Annotated in this window: 20 protein-coding genes; 5 read left to right on the top strand and 15 right to left on the bottom strand. The window is 61.4% G+C overall.

Going from position 1 to position 22,504, the window contains the following annotated elements:
- Positions 1-1,485 (top strand): MOP flippase family protein, encoded by a 1,485-nt coding sequence (locus GH665_RS16765; protein ID WP_153136796.1) that lies wholly within the window; start codon positions 1-3, stop codon positions 1,483-1,485.
- Here the strand turns inward: GH665_RS16765 and GH665_RS16760 are convergent.
- From GH665_RS16760 to GH665_RS16730, 7 genes are all read right to left on the bottom strand, one after another.
- A complete protein-coding gene (locus tag GH665_RS16760) occupies positions 1,411-2,472 on the bottom strand; it encodes a glycosyltransferase (protein ID WP_246216230.1) in 1,062 nt (353 codons plus the stop codon). The genes GH665_RS16765 and GH665_RS16760 overlap by 75 nt on opposite strands.
- Before the next feature lie 234 nt (positions 2,473-2,706).
- Positions 2,707-3,795 carry a glycosyltransferase family 4 protein gene (locus GH665_RS16755; RefSeq protein WP_153136792.1) on the bottom strand — a complete coding sequence of 363 codons (1,089 nt, stop codon included), beginning with the start codon at positions 3,793-3,795 and terminating at the stop codon, positions 2,707-2,709.
- 34 nt (positions 3,796-3,829) lie between these two features.
- On the bottom strand, positions 3,830-4,975 hold the full coding sequence (locus GH665_RS16750; RefSeq protein ID WP_153136790.1) for a glycosyltransferase: 1,146 nt from the start codon (positions 4,973-4,975) through the stop codon (positions 3,830-3,832).
- A gap of 523 nt (positions 4,976-5,498) precedes the next feature.
- A complete protein-coding gene (gene galE, locus GH665_RS16745; RefSeq protein WP_153136788.1) occupies positions 5,499-6,521 on the bottom strand; it encodes a UDP-glucose 4-epimerase GalE in 1,023 nt (340 codons plus the stop codon).
- Positions 6,522-6,533: 12 nt separating this feature from the next.
- Positions 6,534-7,682, bottom strand: a complete 1,149-nt coding sequence (locus GH665_RS16740; protein WP_153136786.1) for a glycosyltransferase family 4 protein — start codon at positions 7,680-7,682, stop codon at positions 6,534-6,536.
- Positions 7,683-7,731: 49 nt separating this feature from the next.
- Positions 7,732-8,562 (bottom strand): glycosyltransferase, encoded by an 831-nt coding sequence (locus tag GH665_RS16735; protein ID WP_153136784.1) that lies wholly within the window; start codon positions 8,560-8,562, stop codon positions 7,732-7,734.
- Positions 8,559-9,821: an oligosaccharide flippase family protein gene (locus tag GH665_RS16730; RefSeq protein WP_153136782.1), complete on the bottom strand. Its 1,263-nt coding sequence runs from the start codon at positions 9,819-9,821 to the stop codon at positions 8,559-8,561. The genes GH665_RS16735 and GH665_RS16730 overlap by 4 nt, the downstream gene beginning before the upstream one ends.
- Positions 9,822-10,125: 304 nt before the next feature.
- Between GH665_RS16730 and GH665_RS16725 the strand changes: the two genes are divergently transcribed.
- From GH665_RS16725 to waaA, 4 genes are all read left to right on the top strand, one after another.
- Positions 10,126-11,520: a phosphomannomutase/phosphoglucomutase gene (locus GH665_RS16725; protein ID WP_153136780.1), complete on the top strand. Its 1,395-nt coding sequence runs from the start codon at positions 10,126-10,128 to the stop codon at positions 11,518-11,520.
- A 162-nt stretch (positions 11,521-11,682) separates the two neighbouring features.
- A complete protein-coding gene (gene waaC, locus GH665_RS16720) occupies positions 11,683-12,684 on the top strand; it encodes a lipopolysaccharide heptosyltransferase I (RefSeq protein WP_153136778.1) in 1,002 nt (333 codons plus the stop codon).
- Between the two features lie 53 nt (positions 12,685-12,737).
- Positions 12,738-13,622: a Kdo hydroxylase KdoO gene (gene kdoO, locus GH665_RS16715; RefSeq protein WP_153136777.1), complete on the top strand. Its 885-nt coding sequence runs from the start codon at positions 12,738-12,740 to the stop codon at positions 13,620-13,622.
- 76 nt (positions 13,623-13,698) lie between these two features.
- On the top strand, positions 13,699-15,012 hold the full coding sequence (gene waaA, locus GH665_RS16710) for a lipid IV(A) 3-deoxy-D-manno-octulosonic acid transferase (RefSeq protein WP_153136776.1): 1,314 nt from the start codon (positions 13,699-13,701) through the stop codon (positions 15,010-15,012).
- A 21-nt stretch (positions 15,013-15,033) separates the two neighbouring features.
- Here waaA and ureG read toward each other — a convergent pair whose 3' ends face one another.
- From ureG to GH665_RS16670, 8 genes are all read right to left on the bottom strand, one after another.
- Positions 15,034-15,687, bottom strand: a complete 654-nt coding sequence (gene ureG, locus GH665_RS16705; RefSeq protein WP_153136775.1) for an urease accessory protein UreG — start codon at positions 15,685-15,687, stop codon at positions 15,034-15,036.
- An 11-nt stretch (positions 15,688-15,698) separates the two neighbouring features.
- Positions 15,699-16,379: an urease accessory protein UreF gene (locus GH665_RS16700; protein ID WP_153138530.1), complete on the bottom strand. Its 681-nt coding sequence runs from the start codon at positions 16,377-16,379 to the stop codon at positions 15,699-15,701.
- Positions 16,366-17,016, bottom strand: a complete 651-nt coding sequence (gene ureE, locus GH665_RS16695; RefSeq protein WP_153136774.1) for an urease accessory protein UreE — start codon at positions 17,014-17,016, stop codon at positions 16,366-16,368. The genes GH665_RS16700 and ureE overlap by 14 nt, the downstream gene beginning before the upstream one ends.
- A 2-nt stretch (positions 17,017-17,018) precedes the next feature.
- Positions 17,019-18,725: an urease subunit alpha gene (gene ureC, locus GH665_RS16690; protein WP_153136773.1), complete on the bottom strand. Its 1,707-nt coding sequence runs from the start codon at positions 18,723-18,725 to the stop codon at positions 17,019-17,021.
- A 52-nt stretch (positions 18,726-18,777) separates the two neighbouring features.
- Positions 18,778-19,083: an urease subunit beta gene (locus tag GH665_RS16685; RefSeq protein WP_046566532.1), complete on the bottom strand. Its 306-nt coding sequence runs from the start codon at positions 19,081-19,083 to the stop codon at positions 18,778-18,780.
- Positions 19,084-19,115: 32 nt separating this feature from the next.
- Positions 19,116-19,418, bottom strand: coding sequence for an urease subunit gamma (gene ureA / locus GH665_RS16680; RefSeq protein WP_054041799.1), 303 nt, complete (start codon positions 19,416-19,418; stop codon positions 19,116-19,118).
- A 163-nt stretch (positions 19,419-19,581) separates the two neighbouring features.
- Complete coding sequence (locus GH665_RS16675) at positions 19,582-20,385, bottom strand: transporter substrate-binding domain-containing protein (RefSeq protein WP_153136772.1); 804 nt, start codon at positions 20,383-20,385, stop codon at positions 19,582-19,584.
- 208 nt (positions 20,386-20,593) lie between these two features.
- Positions 20,594-22,423, bottom strand: a complete 1,830-nt coding sequence (locus GH665_RS16670; protein WP_246216229.1) for a tetratricopeptide repeat protein — start codon at positions 22,421-22,423, stop codon at positions 20,594-20,596.
- Positions 22,424-22,504: the final 81 nt, after the last annotated feature.

Genomic DNA, 22,504 nt, shown 5'->3' with positions numbered 1-22,504 from the left:
ATGTCGTTACGTGAGAAGGCGATTTCGGGAGCAAAGTGGTCGGCAGCATCAATGATCTCGATCATCAGCGTCCAGTTTCTGCAGGTGGCAATACTGGCGCACCTGCTGAAACCGGGCGAGCTGGGTTTGGCGAGTATGGTTTCATTGGTGACGACGCTGGCCGACATGTTCCTCGATATGGGATTGAGTACAGCGATTGTGCAGCGTAAGAATGTGGCGGCGAATGAGCTGACATCGCTGTACTGGCTCAACGTAATGTTCGGTGCGGTGCTTGGTGCACTTCTGCTGGCCGGCAGCGGCGTGGCGGCCTGGTTTTTCTCCGAACCCGAACTGAAGACACTGGTTGCCCTTGCCGCGCTGATGTTTTTCGTCTCGCCTCATGGCTTGCTGTATCAATCGCTCATGGCGCGCGAGTTGATGTTCGACATGCTCTCGAAGATCGAGGTGGCGTCGAGCATGGTGTTATTCATTACGACGCTGGTGGCCGCGTTGCGCGGCTATGGCGCTTACTCGCCGGTTATCGGTGCGTTGACCGCCGCGGTGTGCCGCGTGGTGCTGCTCAATCTGAACGGGCGCAAACTGCATAAGCCTGGATTGCGGTTCAGGTTGTCGGACACACGGTCATATCTCAGCTTCGGTGTCTTCCAGGCCATGGACTCGATGGTGAATTACCTCAACGGTAATTTTGGCGGCATTGTGGCGGGCCGCGTACTAGGGGCGGCGACACTTGGCGGCTACAACCTGGCGCTCAATTGCGCGGTCAATTTTCCAGCGCGACTGAATCCGTTCTTTACGCGCGTGCTCTTCCCGGTCTTCTCGATCATTCAGGACGATACGGCAAAGCTTCGTCAAAACTACTACAAGCTGACGGGCTTTATCGCGATGTTCAACTTTCCGCTCGTGTTCGGGCTGCTGGTCGTGGCGCCGGATTTTGTCGTGTGCATGTTCGGCGAAAAATGGCTCTGGGCGACACCGGTATTGCGGGTACTGTGCCTCGTGGGCGCGTTTCGTTGCCTCGGCAATCCAGTCGCCTCTTTGATGATGGCGACAGCGAACATTCGCGTGAGCTTCTGGTTCAACCTGATAAAAACGACGGTGATGCTGCCGGCCATCATCCTCGGCGCCTATCTGGGCGGTGCGCTCGGCGTCGCGATTTCGCTGGTCACGGTCGAAGCGATCACGATCATGCCGATGTATCACTTCATGCTGAAGCGCGTGCTCGGTCCGAGCCTGGGAGAGTTCTTCAACGCCTGTTTTGTACCGCTGAGAATGACGTTGCCCATGGTGGCAAGCGTGCTGGTCGCCTCCGAATTGCTTAACGCGTCGTCGAGCGGGCACGTCCTCAGGCTGATCGCGGAAGTCACACTCGGCGCGGCGGTGTTTGGTGTGACGTTCCTGCTCGATCGATCGCTACTTTGTGCCGAGATCCGAGGGATTGTGTTTAAGATGGTCCGTAAAGCAGCGTTGCGGCACGGGCTGCAATAGTACGCGCTGTGCCTGAGCGTCGAACGCTTCGCGGGAAAACCGCAGCCGGAAAGAGGCGGTCAGTTCGGCGAGCGGATAGGTCTGCGCGGCAAAGATTCTTTCAACGAACGCGTCCTGATCGTGAACCGGAAACAGCAATTCCGCCGGCAGGTACGAGCCTAGTGCCGATACTTGTGAGGCCACGATCGGGCGGCCCGCCAGGATGGCCTCGATCATGACGAGCGGCACGCCTTCATAGCCTGAAGGCAGCACGATCACGTCGCTCGCTACGATATAAGGCAGCACGTCGGATTGCGGACCGATGATCCTCACGCAACGAGACAAGACCTCGCTGGCTTGCACGGCTTGCAGCAATTTCGCTGCGTCCGGGCCATCGCCTACGATCAGCACAAGCGAATTGATAAACCGATCCGGGTTGCGCTCAATGGCTGCGAGCAGGAAGTTTTGCCGCTTGTGCTGAAAGTGAATCCGGCCAATATGGGTGCAAATGAACTTTCCGCTCTGCGGCAAAGAAAGCAGGCTGCGCGCCGCGTCACGGGTGAGTGCGGTATTGCTGAACTTGTCGTCGACGCAGTTTTCCAGAATCGCAGTAGGCGTTGCCGGCGCCAGTTTCGCCAGTTTGCCGCGTAGATGGTCGTTGAGCGTGATGTACTGCTGCGGCAACTGGTAGAGCACGCGTTTGACCCGAAACTTGATACGTTCCGTCGCGGGCGCTCCTGCTCCCGCTTCGTCATCCACCAGCGGGATGTAGCTGACGGCGATTGTTCGGGTCAATCGCGCGGCGATCAAGCCGGCGAGGGCGGATACGATTGTGCCTTGAGCGATCACGAGTTTCGACAGATGAAGCCCGCGCAAAAGCGCTGCGGTTCGCCATGTGGCCGACAGCAGCGCAAGAGGGTTGCGGTGAATCTGTTCTGAGGTAAACGGCAATGAAATGGCAGTGACCTGACGGTGCCGCCCGGCAATGTTTTTGGCAAACAGGGACATGGCTTCATTCCCGGTCGGCACGAGAATGTATAGGCTGACAATGCCCGGGCACTTCACAAGGGCATGAATAAGCCGTTTGAGCATTTCCTCGTGGCCGCCGTTGACGCCCGAATCGCAATAGATGCCTAACCTCACTGAAGCTCCCCTTAGGACGAAATGTGGCTTACGGATACACCGACCACCGTGGCCCCTGATTTGAAAAGCTGGCAGAGCGTTGCAAGAGCAACGATCGCGTCATGCCCCGCGCCGGGATCGATCGATAACCTGCGAGAGCATCTCCGCGCTTACACCCCAGCGATACTCGGCCGCGTGCGCCAGACCCCGTTCTATTAAAGTTTTCCTCAACTCGGGCGAGCGCAGTAGCGTGCGTAGTTGCTCCGCAATATCTTCTGACGAGTAGGGATCGCAATAGAGTGCGGCGTCCCCGCAGGTTTCCGGCAACGCGGCCGATCGAGCCACGATAACCGGGCAGCCGCTGCGCATCGCCTCGAGTGGCGGAATCCCGAATCCCTCATAGATCGACGGATAGACGAAACAGTGCGCGTGCTGGTAAAGCGCTTTCAGCTTCTCGTCGCTGATATAGCCGACTGCTTTGACGTTCGGCGCGGCGCCTTGCACGTCCTGAACATTGCCAAACACGCTGGTGTTTTTCATCCCGACAATCACCAGATCGGTCGTGGGGTCGTCCAGTTGGCGAAAGGCCTCCAGTATCCGGCCGAAGTTCTTGGTCGGATTCATGCTGCTCACCGCGAGCACGAAACGTTTCGACGTCAAGCCATGCTCGTGCAGCACACTGGTATCGGGTACGGTTGCATCCAGATGATCCGCGCCAAGCGGAACGACACTGATTCGCGTTGCGGGTACTCCACAGTGATGAGCGAGACGCTGCCTCGAGAAGTTCGAATTGGTGACGACGCAACTCGAAGTGCGCGCAAGAATCCAGAACATCAGCCGGTACCATGCGCGAAAACGCCTCGAGAAGTGGGCCGGTGTATCGAACACCGCCGCGTCGTGCATGTAGATAACCTGATTGAAGCGAAAGATAGAAGCCGAGTTGCTGAGATTGACAATACGATGCCGGCCGGCGAAGAACGGCAGAACGAGTTGCTCCCAGAACACGCCCTTGCCGAATCCGACCTTGACGGTGTTCGTATTGCCGACGGACTGGAGTCCAGGCTGTGGCGGCACAACGACGGTGACTTCGCCGTTGTCGGGCAAGTGACCGAGCGCGGCGATAAGTTCGCGCGCCACACGTTGTACGCCGGTCGTCTTCTGCGTCGCGAAGCGGCCGTTGTAGATAAACGTCGGGGTGCTCGAGGCCATATTCTTCACACCGTTGTCTCCCCGGAGGACGGGCTTAGCGATTGACTTCATAAGGAAGCGCGATGTCGGCGATCAAGGGCTCTTTGGTGGCGGTGCGCTCATCGGCGAGTCCGTAGAGCTGTTGCCATTCCCGAAAAATCGCGTCCATGGAAAAGCGCTCGACAGCGCGCTTTCTCGCTGCCGCGCCCATTTGCTGCCGAAGCGACCAGTTGTTACGCAGGAGGTCGAGATAGACGGCCATTTCCTCGGCGTTTGACGCGACAAAGCCGGTCACGCCGTGAATGACGACGTCGCGATTACCGACTACGTTGGTCACCACGGCAGGAATTCCTGCCACTTGCGCTTCGATCAGTGCGAGAGGCATGCCTTCCCAACGGGAGGTCTGTACATAGACGTCGAGCTGGGACATCAGGTCCAATGCACGCGCGCGAGTGACCCAGCCGCTGCATGTAACGGCATCGCCCTGATAAGGCGCGGGCACGTCTTCTGCATTCCCGCCTATCCAGACAAAGCTGACGGCGGGATCCCGGAGTTCATTCGCCAGTTGAATGAATACCTCGTGGTTCTTCTGGAAGGACGCTCGCCCTGTCATGCCGATTACCACCCGCCCGTCGCTTCGTTTGCATTGAACAGGGATCTCACGAACGTCTACGCCGTTTTCGATCATGATTGCGGCGCGCGCGTGAACTCGGCCCTTGATCTCATGCAACTCGCTGCGCGAGCAGGCGACGATCGTGCCGCCGATATAGTTGGCGAGGCGCTCGAAGCTCAAATACGCGAACTGCTTGGTGGCCGACACATCGCGCCGCAGGAAGGCCGGACCGTGCGGCGAATAAAGCACCTTGGCATGAGGCGACGCGATCTTGGCCGCCGCGCGCCCAAGCGCGCCTGCTTTCGACGAGTGGAGGTGGATGACTTCAGGATTGCGATCGCGGAGGTTCTGAACCAGTTCGCGCAGGCTCGACCAGTCTTTCTTGAAGCTGATCTCCCTGCACATCGCGACGTATGTCATCTTGACCTTCGGATGAAACAGACGCGCGAAATCTTTAGGTGTTTCCCGCCGTAATGAATAAATGACTGACACATTTGCCCCGGCCTCTGCTGCGCGATTGGAAAGCTCGACTAGCATCGACAGAACCCCCCCTCCGAAGGCTTCCGTGATATGAACGATGTCTTTCATGTGTCTGTTCCCGTGGGCGAGATTCTGGTAGGCGTGATGGAATGATTCAGCTAGATGGAGGCACCCCTGCGGTTTGATCTTGTCTTCACGGCGCCAATGGCTCTGTGTGATGGCGCACACTTAAAACGCATAAATATATAGGCCTGCGAAATGATTAAGAAAGTATTCTCAATATGGTACGAATGAATTAGGTTCTATCCGCAAAAAGGAAGCGAATCAAAGCGCCCGAGTGGCGGAATTAACCTGAATTGACGATCCTTTGCGATTCGAATCCGGTCGGACTCGAAATGGGAGAGATCGACATATAAAAGCGGGAAAGTTCGCTAATTGCGGAGATTGAGGTCAAACAACAGGGCTCAATATCGAGCCGATTTTCTTTCTGGAATTGGCGAGCTGTGCCGATGAGCACAGCAGACTTCCTGGAGACTGTTCGACATGGAACACAAGCGGTGCGAGATCCGGGTAATCGACAGCGGTTGAGTCCCTGCCAGGCAACTCGTTGCGCTGTCGACCTTTACTACATTCAGGCGAAGCCGTGCGGATTGGTCGACTGCCACCGCCAGTGATCCGCGCACATCCTCTCGATCCCATACTCCGCACGCCAGCCAATGACTTCCAGCGCCGCGGCGGGATCCGCGAAACACGAAGCCACGTCGCCGGGGCGGCGAGCCACGATCTCGTAGGGCACCGGCCGGCCCGCGGCCTTCTCGAACGCCTTGACGACGTCGATCACGCTATACCCCTGGCCCGTTCCGAGATTCACGACGAAACTGGCATCGCGCTTGACCAGCGCATCCAGTGCGGCCAGATGCCCGCGCGCGAGGTCCACAACGTGAATATAGTCGCGCACGCCGGTGCCGTCCGGCGTCTCGTAGTCGCCACCGAATACACGCAGCTTTTCCAGTTTGCCTACTGCGACCTGTGCCACATATGGCATCAGATTATTGGGGATGCCGGCCGGGTCTTCTCCAATCAAGCCGCTCTCATGCGCGCCAACCGGGTTGAAATAGCGCAGGGTCGCAATTCGCCAGGAAGGATCTGCTACTTCCAGATCGCGCAAAACCTGCTCGGCGATCAGCTTGGACTGTCCATATGGATTGGTGGCCGACAGCGGAAACGATTCGTCGATCGGCGAACTTTTTGGCACGCCGTACACCGTTGCGGAAGAACTGAACACGAACTGCTTCACCTTGCGATCGCGCATCACGCCGAGCAGCGCCAGCAAACTGCCGACGTTATTGCTGTAGTACTCGACGGGCTTGGCGACCGATTCACCCACCGCCTTGAGCGCCGCAAAGTGGATCGCGCCGGTGATCGGGTGGGCGTCGAAAATGCGATTGAGCGCTGCTTCGTCGCGCGCGTCGGCTTCGTAAAAGGTCACGGGCTTGCCGGTGATCTTTTCTACGCGCCGCAGCGATTCGCGGTTGCTGTTCACGAGATTGTCGATTACCACGACGTCGTAACCGCCGTTCAGCAGTTCGACACATGTGTGCGAGCCGATAAATCCTGCACCGCCCGTTACCAGAATCGTACCCTTCGTGGTCATTCTGCTACTCCGTTAAAGTAAAACGCCCGTCATTTTTTGCACCAGGTCTTTATATGTTTCGACGACGACGCGTTCGTCGAACTCTTGCGCGACTTTCTGTCGACCGCGTTCAGCCATTAAACGGCGCCCGGCACTGCTCATATCGAGCATTTGCGCCAGTTTCGCCGCGAGACTCTCTGCATTGCGCACTTCGCACAGCAATCCGTTGACGCCGTCCGCCACCACTTCGCGGCAGCCGGGCACGTCCGTGGTTACAATCGGCCGGCCCATCGCGGAGGCTTCCATCAGTGTGCGAGGCACGCCTTCGCGATAGGACGGCAGGACGACGCAGTCCGCATCGGCGATAAAGGGCCGTACGTCATGCGCCTCGCCGAGGTACTCGATGATGCCTTCCTGCTCCCACGCGGCCACTTCTTCGCGTGTGATCGCGCTAGGGTTGTCGACACCGACCGGCCCGAGCAACTGGAACCGGGCCTGCGGATAGCGCTCACGCAAGCGCCGGGCGGCTTCGACATACTCGCCGACACCCTTGTCCCACAGAAGCCGCCCGATCAGCACGAACTTGAATACCTCCCGCTCCGGCATCGGCGTGAAGGCGAACTGTTCGAGATCGACGCCTTCGCCGTGCAGGAGACGCGCCCGCTCAGGATGCACCAACAAATTCTGCTCGACAAACGCAGCCTGATCGTCGCGGTTCAGAAACCAGATTTCGCGCGGGAAACGGAACGCGAAACGGTACAGTTTCTTGGCGACCTGTGCCGCGCGACTTTGCTGGATGAACACGTAACCGAGCCCGGTGGTTACCGCTACCGACTGCACGCCCGCCAGTTTCGCGGCGATCGAGCCGTAAATGTTCGGTTTGATCGTGTAGTGGAACACGACGTGCGGGCGGATGCTTCGATACAAACGATACAACGACAAAAGCGTGCGCAGGTCTTCGCGCGGACTGGTGCCCTTGGAGGCCACCGGCAACTCGATGCAGCGGCAGCCCATCGCGGTGAGCAGCTTGAACGTGCGGTCGTGCGGCGCGAGCACCGTGACGTCGACGCCGCGCCCGACCAGCATGCGGATCAGCCCTTGCCGGTACGTATAGATTGCCCAGGCGGTGTTACAGACGAGTGTAATGCGCAGCGCGGGCGTCGATTTCAGGGCAGGCTTCATGCGGGAACGGGCTCGACGGTGGGTGACGGGATAAATGGCGGCAACGGCATCAATGGCTCGCGCGCGGTGCAAGCAGCCTGCGCTTGACCTGTTGCAAGGCGCGGTAGGGCGTCACCAGGTGCAGCAGATTTTTGGCGAGACCCAGCCAGTCGTACGGGTTGGTGGCGTTGAAGTAGCGTAGTTGCAGCCGCAGCGTCGAGTTGACCTGGCGGCGCCGTTTGGTGGCGCTAATGCCGCCTTCGTTCAACTCGTAATAAAGGCCGAGTTCCGGCAGATTCGCGCAGTCGTAGCGTTCCATCAGGCGTACGAACAGGTCGAGATCCTCGGCGGAAGGATACGCCGCGCGATAGTTGCCGACCGCACGGACCGCGTCGATGCGCAGCATCATCGACGGGTGCGCGAGGCACGACCGGAAGAAGCGCAGGCGCCGGATCTGATCCGGCTCGGCGGGCGGCGTCAGCAGGAACAGCGGTTTGCCTTCACGCGTGACGACCTGTGTCCACATGCCGAGGCCGGCCACTTGCGGATGCGACTCCATGAACCCGCGTTGTCGGGCGAGCCGTTGCGGCACGCTGCGGTCGCCCGCGTCGATGCGGGCGGCGTAGCGAAAGCCGCGCTGCGCAAGGGCGTCGATGCCGGTTTGCAATGCGCGTTCGATGCCGCCGTTCTGCGGCATACGCAACACATCGATCTTCATGTTGGCGAGCACCGGTGCGACGATCGGTGGCGTGCTGCCGTCGTCGACAATCAGTACATGGACCAGCGTGCTTTCGCTGAACGAGGCCAGCGTGAGATCGACGTCGGCCTGGCCGTTGTACGCGGGCATCAGGACGGCGACGTCGTCGAGGGAACACTGCGCAGCGGCGGATGAATTCGTCATGGGCGCAATTTGAAACGAATGTAATAAAGATTAACCGACGCGGCAGCGAGATAGCCGGCGGCGAGCCCCACCAGCGCGCCGTACGCGCCCAGCCGCGGAATCGCCAGCAAATTGACGACAAACGCGACGGCCAGCGCCAGCAGCCATTTGGACAGCAAGACGAACTTGGCCTGATATTTCAGCACGATCAGATTGCCGATCGCTTCGATGCCGGCCGGTACGGAAAGCCACACAGCCCAGCGGAAAATTTCTATCGCGCCTTCAAAGTCCGGTCCGAACACGCGGCGGATGATGATGCCGGCCAGCAGATCCAGCACGATCGCACCGCTCACCATCAGCGCGGCGGTCATGGCCGTGAGCCGCCACACGTTGCGGCGCAACTGCGCGGCATCCTGCACGCGGTAGACGAAGGCGGGCGCGATCGTCTGCGCGAGCATCAGCGCGAGCGTGATCCAGTTTTCGTTCAACTGCTGCGCGGCGGAATAGCGCCCGAGGTCGGCGAAAGAAATCGCCCGTTCGAGCATCAGTCTGTCCAGTTTCAGGAACAGATACATACAGATCAGGCCGAGCCAGAATACCGTGCCGGCGGTCGCGAAGTGCCTGAAGAGCGAGCGGTCGAGTCGCCAGCCGAGCTGGCCGCCGTGCCGGCGGATGTAATAGATCAGCAGAACCGCGCCGATCACCGCCGATTCGGCCGCCCACAGCCAGCCAAAGCGCGCGGGCGTGGCCGCCGCGCGCACCAGCAGATAGACGAAACCGGCCTTCAGCACCGCAGTGCTCATGCTGGTGAGCAACTGCGGCTTGCTGTACGTCATGCTTTGCAGCCACGCGTTGATCACGCCGACGAACGGCTCGCGAAACAGCATGGTGACCGCGAGACCGGCGAGCATGGCGCCCACCAGCGGGTCGAAGAAGTGCAGGGCGATGCCGAGCCACGTGAGCAGCAGCGCCGCGACTGAAACCGAGAAACGCAGCGCGAAGGCGCTGCCGAGCACCGTGCCCAGTTCGGCTGGCGGCCGGTTGACGATAGTGGGAACCAGAATCTCCGCGCCGCACACCCAGGTGATCGGCGAAAGCACCAGCAGCAGCGTGTTCGCGTACTGCCATTTGCCGAAGGTGTCCGGCCCGAAGTAGCGTGCCAGCATGCCGCTGATGACGATCGCCACGCCGATCTGCGTGAGCCGTTCCAGCCCGAGCCAGACGATATTGGCGAAGGCGCGCGTGACGTCGGGATTGGCGAAGCGCTTGAGCGTCAGCATCCGGTGGACACTCGCCCATGCGGTTGCGCGCGTTGCACCGGTTGCCCGTCTTGTGCCGGAGACCCAACGTGCGCCAGGGCACGATATGTAACAGCCCACCTGGCCGGCAGTCGCGGCAACATTGCAAAAGCAGGGCGTCTAAGCATTAGAATGAGTGTCTATTAGGGCATGTCCGAAAGGCGCAATTATAAGTTGGAACCGGATCGCTTCCGGCCAGCGCGCATCGTTCGGTTTCACAGGTAGTTTTACCGATCCCTCGGCGATGTGCCGGTCAAAATTTTCCATTGCACGCAAGTGAGCCAACATGATCTCCAAATCCATTTTCAAGGCGTATGACATTCGCGGCGTAATCGGCAAGACGCTGGACGCTGATGCAGCGCGTTCGATCGGCCGCGCCTTCGGCAGCGAAGTGCGGGCGCAAGGCGGCGACGCGGTGGTGGTTGCGCGTGACGGACGCCTGTCGGGCCCCGAGTTGATCCAGGCGCTGTCGGACGGTTTGCGTGCGGCAGGGGTCGACGTGGTCAACGTCGGCATGGTACCGACGCCGGTCGGCTACTTCGCGGCCAGCGTGCCGTTGCAGCTCGACGGCGGCGAGCGTCGCGTCGATTCGTGCATCGTCGTGACGGGCAGCCACAATCCGCCCGACTACAACGGCTTCAAGATGGTTCTGCGCGGCGCGGCCATTTACGGCGAGCAGATCCTCGCGCTGCATCAGCGCATCGTCGACGAAAACTTTTCTGACGGTAGCGGCACGTACACCGAGTACGACATCGCCGACGCCTATCTGGATCGCATCACGAGCGACATCAAGCTCGCGCGCCCGATCAAGATCGTGGTCGACACCGGCAACGGCGTGGCCGGCGGCCTCGCGCCGAAGCTGTTCAGAAAGCTCGGCTGCGAACTGGTCGAACTGTTCACCGAGATCGACGGCAACTTCCCGAACCATCACCCGGACCCGGCTCACCCCGAGAATCTGCAGGACGTGATCCGCGCGCTGAAGGAAACGGACGCTGAAATCGGTTTCGCGTTCGATGGCGACGGCGATCGCCTCGGCGTCGTCACCAAAGACGGCCAGATCATTTATCCGGACCGCCAGTTGATGCTGTTCGCCGAAGAAGTGCTGTCGCGCAACAAGGGCGCGCAGATCATTTACGACGTGAAGTGCACGCGCAATCTTGCGAAATGGGTCAAAGACAAGGGCGGCGAACCGCTGATGTGGAAGACCGGCCACTCGCTGGTCAAGGCGAAGCTGCGCGAAACCGGCGCGCCGCTGGCCGGCGAAATGAGCGGCCACGTGTTCTTCAAGGACCGCTGGTACGGGTTTGACGACGGCCTGTACACGGGCGCACGCCTGCTGGAAATCCTCACGCGGGTGGCCGATCCGAGCAAGCTGCTGAACTCGCTGCCGAACTCGAATTCCACGCCGGAACTGCAATTGAAGCTCGAGGAAGGCGAAAACTTCGAACTGATCGCGCGTTTGCAGCAGAACGCCCGGTTTACCGGCGCGGACGACGTGGTGAAGATCGACGGCTTGCGTGTCGAGTACCCGGACGGGTTCGGCCTTGCGCGCTCGTCGAACACCACGCCGGTGGTGGTGATGCGTTTCGAAGCCGATAGCGATGAAGCGCTCAGGCGCATCCAGGAGGACTTCCGCCGCGTGATCATGGCGGAGAAGCCGGACGCGAAGCTGCCGTTCTAAGAGCTTCAGCGGCGGCGCGGTTCTTCTTGAGTCGCGGCCGCTGTCGAACGCGGCGCGGGTTTCACTTACCGCGCCGCGTTTTTTCATGCCATTTACCGCTGTCGCGATAGAATTGCGGTCCTTTCACCGATTTTTCGGGCCGGATAGCCGGTTTTCCCACACTTGAGCGTGCAAAAGATACTAATCGTGAGGGTGTCGTCATTGGGCGACGTCGTTCACAACATGCCGGTGATCGCCGACATCCGACGCCGCCATCCCGAGGCCCAGATCGACTGGCTTGTCGAGGAAAGCTTCGTGGGGCTCGTGGAGCTCGTCAGCGGCGTGCGGCGGGCGATTCCCGTGTCGCTGCGACGCTGGCGCAAACGCATTCTCTCGGTCGACAACTGGCGCGAGATCGGCGCGTTTCGCCGCGCGCTCGCGGCTGAGAATTACGACCTCGTGATCGACTGCCAGGGCCTCATCAAGACCGCGTGGGTCGCGAGCATGGCGCGCGGACCGCTGGTCGGCCTCGCCAACCGCACCGACGGCGCCGGCTTCGAATGGCCGGTGCGTTTCTTCTACGACAAGCGCGTGCCGATCGAGCCGCGTACCCATGTGGTCGAGCGGACGCGTCAACTGGTGGCCGCGGCGCTGGACGATCCGCAGCCGCAACCCACCGACGACATCGATTTCGGCATCGACACCGGGCGCGCGGCACTGGCCTTGTCGGAGGCGAATCTGAATCTGCCGGTGCCTTATGTGGTGTTCGTGCACGCCACCTCACGCGCCGACAAGCAGTGGCCCGATACCGCATGGATCGAGCTTGGCCAGTCTCTGGTGCGGCGTGGCGCGTCAATCGTGCTGCCGTGGGGGAGCGAGGAAGAGCGCGTCACCAGCGAGCGTCTGGCGAAGGAATTCGGCGGTGCGGCTATTGTTCCGCCCAAGCTGTCGCTGCCGGCAGTGGTCGGGCTGATTGAAGGCGCCGCCGCGACAGTCGGCGTTGACACAGGTCTAGTGCACATAGCGGCGGCGCTGAAGCGGCCGACGGTCGAGTTGTACAATTTCGCCACCGCGTGGCGTACCGGCGGCTACTGGTCGCCGAACGTGGTCAATCTCGGCACGGCCGGCAAGCCGCCCACGCTGCAGGAAGTCAAGTCCGCGCTGGCCGGTTTCGGCCTGCTGTAATGCTGTAACGCGGCGTGCTTCGCCTTACGCGCCATCCGTTTTCAAGGGCGACCATGAACGAAACCCAGATCATCGAAGTAGCGAACGCCGACTGGCACGGACGCAACCTGTCCGTGCCGCGCGAGACGCTGCTGGCCGGCGTGGAACGCGGCAAAGTGCTGTATTTCCCGAATCTGCGCTTTGCTATCGAAGGCGGCGAACAGGCCTTGCTCGATCCCGCACTGGCCGATCCGAGCCGCAAGAACATCAGTCTCGAGCCGAACGGCGGCGCGTTGCACGGCGTGGCCGGTGACGCGGTCACGCAATCGGCGGTGCGCGCATTGATCGCGCGTTATCAGTCCAATGCGCGCACGCTCGTCGACGGGCTGTTCCCCGAATACAACGGCAAGCTGCGCGTCGCGCCAACGAGCCTGCGGCTGCATCAGGTGCAAGGGCGTGAAACGTCATGGCGTAAGGACGATAGCCGTTTGCACGTTGACGCATTTCCGTCGCGGCCGAATTACGGCGAGCGCATTTTGCGCGTGTTCACCAACGTCAATCCGCATGGTGAGCCGCGCGTATGGCGCGTCGGCGAACCCTTCGAGGACATGGCCAAACGCTTCCTGCCGCGCATCAAACCGCAGATGCCGGGTTCGGCGTGGCTGCTGAACCTGCTGCACGTCACCAAATCGCCGCGCAGCGAATACGACCATCTGATGCTGAACCTGCACGACGGCATGAAGGCCGATCTCGACTATCAGAAGTCGAGCCCGCAGCAGACCATGCCGTTTCCGCCGGGTAGCGTGTGGGTGTGCTTCTCCGACCACACTTCACATGCCGTGATGTCCGGGCAGTTCATGCTGGAGCAGACCTTCTTCCTGCCGGTCAAGGCGATGGCGCAGCCGGAATGCGCGCCGCTGGGCATTCTCGAGCGCCTGAAGGGCAGGGCGCTGGTTTGAGCGCCGCTGTCTTTGCCGCTCGTACTTTGAGACTCGCGCTTGCAGTCGGATTCGCGCCTGGGCGTGCGGAGTCCCGATGCTGAGAGTGATTTATAACGCGCTCTGGTGGATCGTCGCGCCGCTTGCCGTGCTGCGCCTGCTGATCCGTTCGCGCAAGGAGCGGGGCTATCGCGAGCATATCGCCGAGCGTTTCGGCTATGCGCACGGCCGGTTGCCGGAAGACAATGCACCGCTGATCTGGGTGCATGCGGTGTCGGTGGGCGAGACGCGCGCCGCGCAGCCGCTGATCGACGCGTTGCTCAAGGCGCGTCCCGACGCACGAGTTCTTCTGACCCATATGACGCCGAGTGGCCGCGCCACCGGCGAGCAGATTTTCGGCGACCGCGTGTTGCGCAGCTATCTGCCGTATGACATGCCGCATGCGGTGCAGCGCTTTTTGCGGACGTGGCGGCCGTCGCTTGGGCTGGTGATGGAAACCGAAGTGTGGCCCACGCTGATCGACCAATGCCGTCGCGCGGATGTGCCGCTCGTGCTGACCAATGCGCGGATGTCGGCGCGCTCGTATAAGCGCGCGGCCAAGTTCGGCCACGCGACGAAAGATGTGTTCGGAGGCTTTGCGCGGGTACTGGCGCAGAGTCCGGCGGATGCGGAGCGGCTCACCGCACTCGGCGCGCGGAACGTCGCGGTGCTCGGCAATCTGAAGTTCGATATGAGTACGCCGCCGGAACTGGCGGCGCGTGGCCATGCATGGCGTGCGGCGATCGGCACGCGGCCGGTGTGGGTCGCGGCGAGTACGCGTGAAGGCGAAGAGGAACTGGTGCTGCAGGCGTTCGCGGCGTTGGGCATCGACAATGCATTGCTGATCCTGGTACCGCGTCATCCACAACGGTTCAACGAAGTGGCGGCGTCGGTGGAGAAGGCCGGTCTGCGACTTGAGCGGCGTTCGACGTGGGCGCCCGCGGCAACCGTGGCATCGGCTGCCGCGACCGCTAGCGGCGGCGCGCCTGCTTTGCCTTCGGACGTGACCGTGCTGCTTGGCGATTCGATGGGCGAGTTGGGCGCCTACTATGCCGCCTCTGATCTGGCGTTTATCGGTGGGAGTTTGTTGCCGCTGGGCGGGCAGAATCTGATTGAGGCCTGTGCGGTCGGGGTGCCGGTGCTGATTGGGCCACACGTGTTCAACTTCACACAAGCCACGGCGGATGCTGTCGCCGCGGGTGCGGCGGTGCAGGTGCAAGATCCGGCCGATCTGGCACGGGCGCTGCGCGAACTGTTCAGCGACAAGGCGCGAAGGCTGGCGATGGGCGGCGCGGCTTCGGCGTTTGCCGCGCGTCACCGTGGCGCAACCGCACGCACAGTCGATGTGTTGATGGCGTTGTTGCCGGAATGACGAAGGGCGCGAATGCGCCTTTTAAGCCTTCAACAACCCCTTCTTCTCGATAAACTTCACCACCACATCCAGTCCGTCGAGCGCCTTCAGATTGCACATCACGAAGGGGCGCTCGCCGCGCATTTTCTTCGCGTCTGACGCCATCACTTCCAGATTCGCGCCAACCATCGGGGCGAGATCGGTCTTGTTGATCACCAGCAGGTCCGACTTCGTGATGCCTGGGCCGCCTTTGCGCGGAATCTTCTCGCCGCCGGCCACGTCGATCACGTAGATCGTCAGGTCCGACAATTCCGGGCTAAACGTGGCCGCCAGGTTATCGCCGCCCGATTCGATGAACACGATGTCCGCATCGGGAAAACGCGTCAGCATCCGGTCGACGGCTTCGAGATTGATCGATGCATCCTCACGAATCGCCGTATGCGGGCAGCCGCCCGTTTCGACGCCCATGATCCGTTCCGCCGGCAATGCGCCCGCCACGGTCAATAGACGCTGATCTTCTTTCGTATAGATGTCGTTGGTGATCGCGACGAGGTCGTACTGCTCGCGCATCGCCTTGCAGAGCATTTCGAGCAGCGTGGTCTTGCCCGAGCCGACGGGACCGCCGACGCCCACGCGCAAGGGCGGCAGTTTCTTCGTGCGAACGGATGAGTGAGCGGCGTGATGAGGTGCGTTCATGATGGATCTTCTTATGAGCGAAACAGGCGCGAATACTGCGACTCGTGACGCGCCGACAGAATGCCTAATTGCGGCGCGAAGGTGTTGATGTTGTCGGGCGAGGTGGCCAATGCGTGCGTGACGGCGGCGTCGATTGGCTCGCGCAACGCGACAATGATGCGTTGTCCCGCGAGTTGGCCGAGCGGCACCGCTTTCAATGCGGCGGCCGCCTGGTTTTCCACCCAGCTGAAGGCGTAGGCGGCAAGCGCCGCGTCCGGCGCTGCGTCGTGGGCGAAGGCGGCGAAGGCGAAAGCCGTGGGCTGGGCCAGAGGCTTGAGCGAAGTCAGCGTTGCGCGCCGCTCGGCGTCGCCCCATTCTAGCGACACGCACAATTGCCGCAGCGACCAACCCATCTGTTCCGTCTCACGCCTGAGTTCCGCGGATTCGCGGCTCGCCAGGAATTCGCTGTTCGCTTCCCTTAAGCCGTCTGCGTCGTGCGCACGCCAGCGTTCCATCTGATGCGCGAGGAACGGTAGTTCGCCACGCGCGAGCACGTCGGTCAAACCGCTCGCGATCCAGTCGCGTGCGGAATCGGCGTCGGTGATGAGTTGCGCTTCGATCGCGGCTTCAAGACCTTGCGAGTAGCTGAACGCGCCGATCGGTAGCGCCGGCGACGCCAGATGCAACAGCGCCGTGAGTTCAGCGATGCGCATGGTGGTGATGATGCCCGTGGCCGCACGATTCGTCGTGGACGTGATCGCCGTTGCTATGGTCGTGGTCGTGGCCGTGGTCATGCGAGTGGCCGTGCGCATGATCGTGCGAGTGCTCATGCCCATGATGCTCGCCGAACACCTGCTGCGCGAGCGCATAGTCTTCCGCGAAGGTCTCGTCGTGACCATGCTTGTGACCGCCGCCATACGCGCCAGATTCCGGCTGGAACGGCATCGACACCTGATCCACGCTTGCGCCAATGCGCTTCAGCATATCGGCGAGTACCGGATCGTATTCGAGCTTCAGATAATCCGCGCCGACTTCAACGGGCGTATGACGATTGCCGAGGTGATACGCGGCACGCGTCAGCGTCAACACATCTTTCGCGCGGACGACCAGCACCGCTTCGGGCGCGGCGACTACCCGCACCAAACCGCCGTCGTCGGCGACCAGCACATCGCCGTCGCGCAACACGGTACCGCGTGGCAGCAGCAGCGCGACTTCTTCGCCGTTATCGAGCGTGGCCGCAAGACGGCTCTTACGACGGTCGTCGAAGGCGAGCGTCAAGGTCGGCGCGCGTTTCACCAGCACAGGTGCCAGTTTCAGATGCGGCGCGATCAGTTTGTCGAGAGTGCGCATGTTTAGAACAGGAAGTAACGTTGTGCCATCGGCAGCACCGTGGCGGGCTCGCAAGTCAGCAACTGACCGTCGGCGATGACCTGATACGTTTCCGGATCGACGCTGATCGACGGGCGCCACGCGTTGTGAATCATGTCGGCCTTCGTGATGTTGCGGCAGTTCTTCACTGCAACGATACGCTTGTTCAGGCCATAGCGTTCGCCGACACCCGCATCCGCCGCCATCTGCGAAACGAAGGTCAGGGAAGTGCGACCCAGTGCACCGCCACGCGTCGCGAACATCTCGCGATAGTGGACCGGTTGCGGCGTCGGGATCGATGCGTTCGGATCGCCCATCTGCGCCATTGCGATCATGCCGCCCTTCAGGATCAGCGACGGCTTGATGCCGAAAAACGCGGGTTCCCAGAACACCAGATCGGCCCACTTGCCCGGCTCGATCGAGCCGACTTCGTGCGAGATGCCGTGCGTGATGGCCGGGTTGATCGTGTACTTGGCGACATAACGTTTTGCGCGAAAATTGTCGTGGCGCGCGTTGTCTTCAGGCAGCGCGCCGCGTTGCACTTTCATCTTGTGCGCGGTCTGCCATGTACGGATGATGACTTCGCCAACCCGGCCCATCGCCTGCGAATCCGACGACAGCATCGACAAAGCGCCGAGGTCATGCAGGATGTCTTCGGCAGCAATGGTCTCGCGACGAATGCGCGACTCGGCAAACGCGATATCTTCCGCAATCGACGGGTCCAGGTGGTGGCACACCATCAGCATGTCGAGATGTTCTTCGAGCGTGTTGATCGTATACGGGCGCGTCGGATTGGTGGACGAAGGCAGCACGTTCGCTTCGCCACAGACCTTGATGATGTCCGGCGCGTGGCCGCCGCCCGCGCCTTCCGTGTGATACGTGTGAATCGTGCGGCCCTTGAACGCGGCCACGGTCGCTTCCACGAAACCTGCTTCGTTTAGCGTATCGGTGTGGATCGCGACCTGCGTGTCGGTGTCGTCGGCAACGGAGAGACAATTGTCGATCGCGGCAGGCGTCGTGCCCCAGTCTTCGTGCAGTTTCAAACCGATCGCGCCGGCGGCGATCTGCTCCAGCGCCGGTTGCGGCTGGCTCACATTGCCCTTGCCGAGAAAGCCGAGATTCATCGGATAGCCATCGGCCGCCTGCAGCATGCGTTCGAGATGCCACGGTCCCGGCGTGCAGGTTGTCGCGTTCGTGCCCGTTGCCGGGCCTGTGCCGCCGCCGAGCATCGTCGTCACGCCGCTCGCGAGTGCTTCTTCGATCTGCTGCGGGCTGATGAAGTGAATGTGCGTGTCGATGCCGCCCGCTGTCACGATCAAACCTTCGCCGGCGATCACTTCGGTGGACGCGCCGATCGCGATCGTCACGTTCGGCTGGATGTCGGGGTTGCCCGCTTTGCCGATTGCGGCGATGCGGCCGTTCTTGATGCCGATGTCGGCCTTGACGATGCCCCAGTGATCGAGAATCACCGCATTCGTCACGACCGTGTCGACCACGTCGGCATGCACGCGTTGCGACTGGCCCATGCCGTCGCGAATCACCTTGCCGCCGCCGAATTTCACTTCCTCGCCGTAGGTCGTGAAGTCGCGTTCGACTTCGATCAGCAACTCGGTATCGGCGAGGCGCACGCGGTCGCCGGTCGTGGGGCCGAACATTTCCGCGTATGCGCGGCGGCCAATGCGTAATGTCATGGTGTGGGTCCGGAGATGAGCAAGGTGGCCAGAGCACGTGCCTGAAGAGGCATCAGAGCTTGCCCATGACCTTGCCGTTGAAGCCGTAGACGATGCGCTCGCCCGCCAGTTCGACCAGTTCGACGGTGCGTTCCTGGCCGGGCTCGAAGCGCACGGCGGTGCCTGCCGCGATGTTCAGGCGGAAGCCGCGTGCCGTTTCGCGATCGAAGGAGAGCGCTTCGTTCACTTCGTAGAAGTGATAGTGCGAGCCGATCTGCACCGGCCGGTCGCCGGTATTCGACACGACCACCGTGACGGTCGCGCGGCCCGCGTTGAGTTCGTGTTCGCCGTCGTCGATGAGGAGTTCGCCGGGAATCATGAGGCTGCCTTTACGGGGTACGGAGGTACGGGTTACGGGATCGGATGGTGAACGGTGACGAGCTTGGTGCCGTCGGGGAAGGTGGCTTCGACCTGGATATCGGGGATCATTTCCGGCACGCCTTCCATCACGTCGGCGCGCGTCAGCAGCGTGGTGCCGTAGTGCATGACCTCGGCGACCGTTTTGCCGTCACGGGCCGCTTCCATCAGCGCGGCGGTGATGAACGCGATCGCTTCCGGGTAATTCAGTTTGAGGCCGCGGGCGCGGCGCCGTTCGGCGAGCAGCGCGGCGGTGAAGATCAGCAGCTTGTCCTTCTCGCGAGGTGTCAGCTTCATTGAGTGTGTGCGGTGGGTTGCGCCGGTCCCGAGCTGGGCCGGCTGCGACAATGATAGGCGCTGCGCGCCATGGCTGCGATCGCATGCGGTGCACGGGATGAAGCCACGACGAGTGCAATGCCGGATAAGCCAGCTACGGTATCAACTTTGGCTAACGACGCGCTTACAGATCGGCCGGCAGCGGCGCGCTGAACCACTTCTTCGACATTGCATTGAGCGTGCCGTCCTGCTTCGCTTGCGCGATTGCCGCATTGACCTTCTGTTGCAGGCGCGGCTCGTTCTTGTTCATGCCGACAAAGCACGGCGAATTCTTGATGACGAACTTCGGTTCCGGGCGCCGCGGCGGATTTTTCGCGAGAATCGCCGCGGCGACGATATTGCCGGCGGCGATCAATTGCACCTGCCCCGAGAGGAAGGCGGCGATGGTCGCGTTGTTGTCTTCGAAGCGCTTGATGGTCGCATTCGGCGCCATTTGCGTGAGACCGATTTCCTCGAGCGCGCCGCGCGTGGCGCCGACCGTCTTGCCGGTGAGGTCGGCGGGGCCGGTGACCTTGATGTCGGCGGGACCGAACACGCCCTGGTAGTAAGGCGCATAGGCGGTCGAAAAATCGATGACCTTGTCGCGCTCAGGCGTTTTACCGAGCGACGAAATCACGAGATCGACCTTACCCGTTTGCAGATACGGAATACGGTTCGCGCTGTTGACCGGCACGAGTTCGAGCTTCACGTTCATCGACTTCGCCAGCATCGCGGCAGTATCGATGTCATAGCCTTGCGGCTTCATGTCCGGGCCGACCGAACCGAACGGCGGGTAGTCTTCCGGCACAGCGACTTTCAGCACACCTGCCTTGGCGATACTGTCGAGCGTATCCGCGTGAGCGACGGGCGCATGGATGGCGAGGACGGGCGAGAGCAGCAGTGCGGCGAGCCAGGCGCGACGCGCGGGACGAAGAATCGGTCGAGTCATGTCAGGTGAGCGGTGGTGGCGAAAGCGGTCGGCTGCCGTCAGGGTGCGGCAGCATCGTGGGGGACTTTGACGCAAGGTATGTGCCATGCCGGTGCGATAGGCGCGGGCGGGGCAATTATCGAGTCCGGGCACGCCGATGGGGCATTGTCGATCCCCAATTTGGTGCGTGAATGGCTTTGCGGCGGTTAAGCGTGAAAGCCACGCCGGATCAGATGTCGATATCGCGCGTGCGCGAATGGCGTCGCAATTCCTGCCGCACGGTCTCGATCACACTGATCCAATCGTCCGGCGTGCTCTGGCGAAACAATCGCATTGACGGATACCAGGGGCTGTCGGTCCGGTCTATTAGCCACCGCCAGTCCGCGCATGTGGGGATGAGCATCCATACAGGCAAGCCTGCCGCTCCGGCGAGATGCGCCACGGATGTGTCCACCGTAATCAGCAAGTCGAGCGTTTCGAGTATCGCGAGCGTGTCAGTGAAGTCGTTGATTTGCGGTCCGAGCGTCCGCAAGTCAAATTCGAGGGCCAAGGATTCGCTCTGCCGTTCAAGCGCACCCTTTTGCAGCGAATGCCAGATCACGTCCGGGATGGAAAAAAGCGGCTTCAGCAAGTCCAGTGAAATGGACCGGTAACGATCGAGGCAATGGGTGGGACTGCCGGCCCACACCACGCCGATACGCAGTTGCGCTGGGTGCCGCTTTGGCGAAATCGCATCGATGCGGGTTTGCCATTGTTGTCGCTTCAGTTTCGTGCCGCTGAGATAAGGCATCGCGACGGGGAGCATCGACATGCTCAGATGCATATACTCCGGCATCCGCAGCATGCGGCACCAGTAGTGGTAGTGTGCGGATGGCCTCGTCACGTAGACATCGCGCACACCCGTGGCGCAAGCTGCAACTTCCGCAAGTGGGCCGTGAATCCAGACGTCGACGTTTGCGCCTTGTCGATGGAGCCAATCCGCACATCGCAGAAACTGCAGTTCGTCTCCCAGACCTTGCTCGCCAACCAGCAGGAAGTCGCATCCAGCGACACTTTCGCCTTTCCACTGGGGGACGCCCGGGACTGCTGCGGCCTCGTTTTCTGCGAGCTTGTCCAGCCACTTGTATCGTTTCCATCCCTCTTCGAAATCGCCGAAACGCAGCAGCGTGGTGGCCAGGTTGTATTGCATGGCCGCGTTGTCGGGCATGAGCCGCGCCGCTTCGATCGAGTGAGTTCGCATCTGCTGAAAATCACCGAGGATGCTGAGCGCGAAAGTTGCATTGTGATGGAGCCATGCATTCGCCGGATCCAGGCGAAGACCTTGTTTTGCCACAGCGAGTGCATCTTCAGGTCGATCAACGCAATTCAGCGCGAATGAGAGTTCCTTGAGCGCGGCGGCGTTGCCAGCAAAGTACTCGCGCATCTGCGAGACAACGGTGCCGATGAGATCGGCGCGCCCCGCCTTGCCTAACGCTTGTATAAGCTTGGCGCCGTCTGCCGCGCGGGTTGGATCGATGGCCCACGCGCGTAACCAGTAATTTGCGGCCTTGTCGCAATGTCCTGACTGTTGGCTGATTGCCGCGAGCGAGCGCAAGGCGTGATGGGAGCCGGGTTCGATCTCCAGCGACTTCGCGTAGTACGTCATTGCTTCGTCGAGACGTTGAGACGAACGCAGGCAGTCCGCGAGATTCGCGTAGATGGTGGCGCTTCTATCCGTGAAAGCCAGCGCGCGATGGAAGAAGGCTTCGGCCGCAATGGCGTTGCCAGTCAGGGCGACAAGCAAGCCACGTTGCTCCCATAAGTCGGCGCGCTGCGGAGCCACATGCAATGCACGGTCGAAGAATTCGCCGGCCTCGTCAAGCTGTCCGTTTTCGAAGGAGGCTATGCCGGCATGATGCAGCGCCTGCAAATGGCGTGGTTGCCGTTTGAGGATCTGTTCATATTCGTAGATTGCTTCAGGCAGGCGGCGTGCGCGGAACTGAGCGTCCGCGCGCGCCATGCATGCGTCAATGCTCGCCAGCGCGGACGGGCGGTCGACTGACGGGATGCTGTTGTTCATAAGAAGTGCTCGCGGCAAACAGGGGGCGAATGCAGTGCCCTTGCACCTGTGTTCGTGCAAGGGCATCGGTCTTACGTCCCT

The sequence above is a fragment of the Paraburkholderia agricolaris genome, from assembly GCF_009455635.1.
Lineage (GTDB): Bacteria > Pseudomonadota > Gammaproteobacteria > Burkholderiales > Burkholderiaceae > Paraburkholderia > Paraburkholderia agricolaris.
Note: the sequence above shows the minus strand (reverse complement) of the source record. Positions and strands in the feature narration are given on the sequence as shown.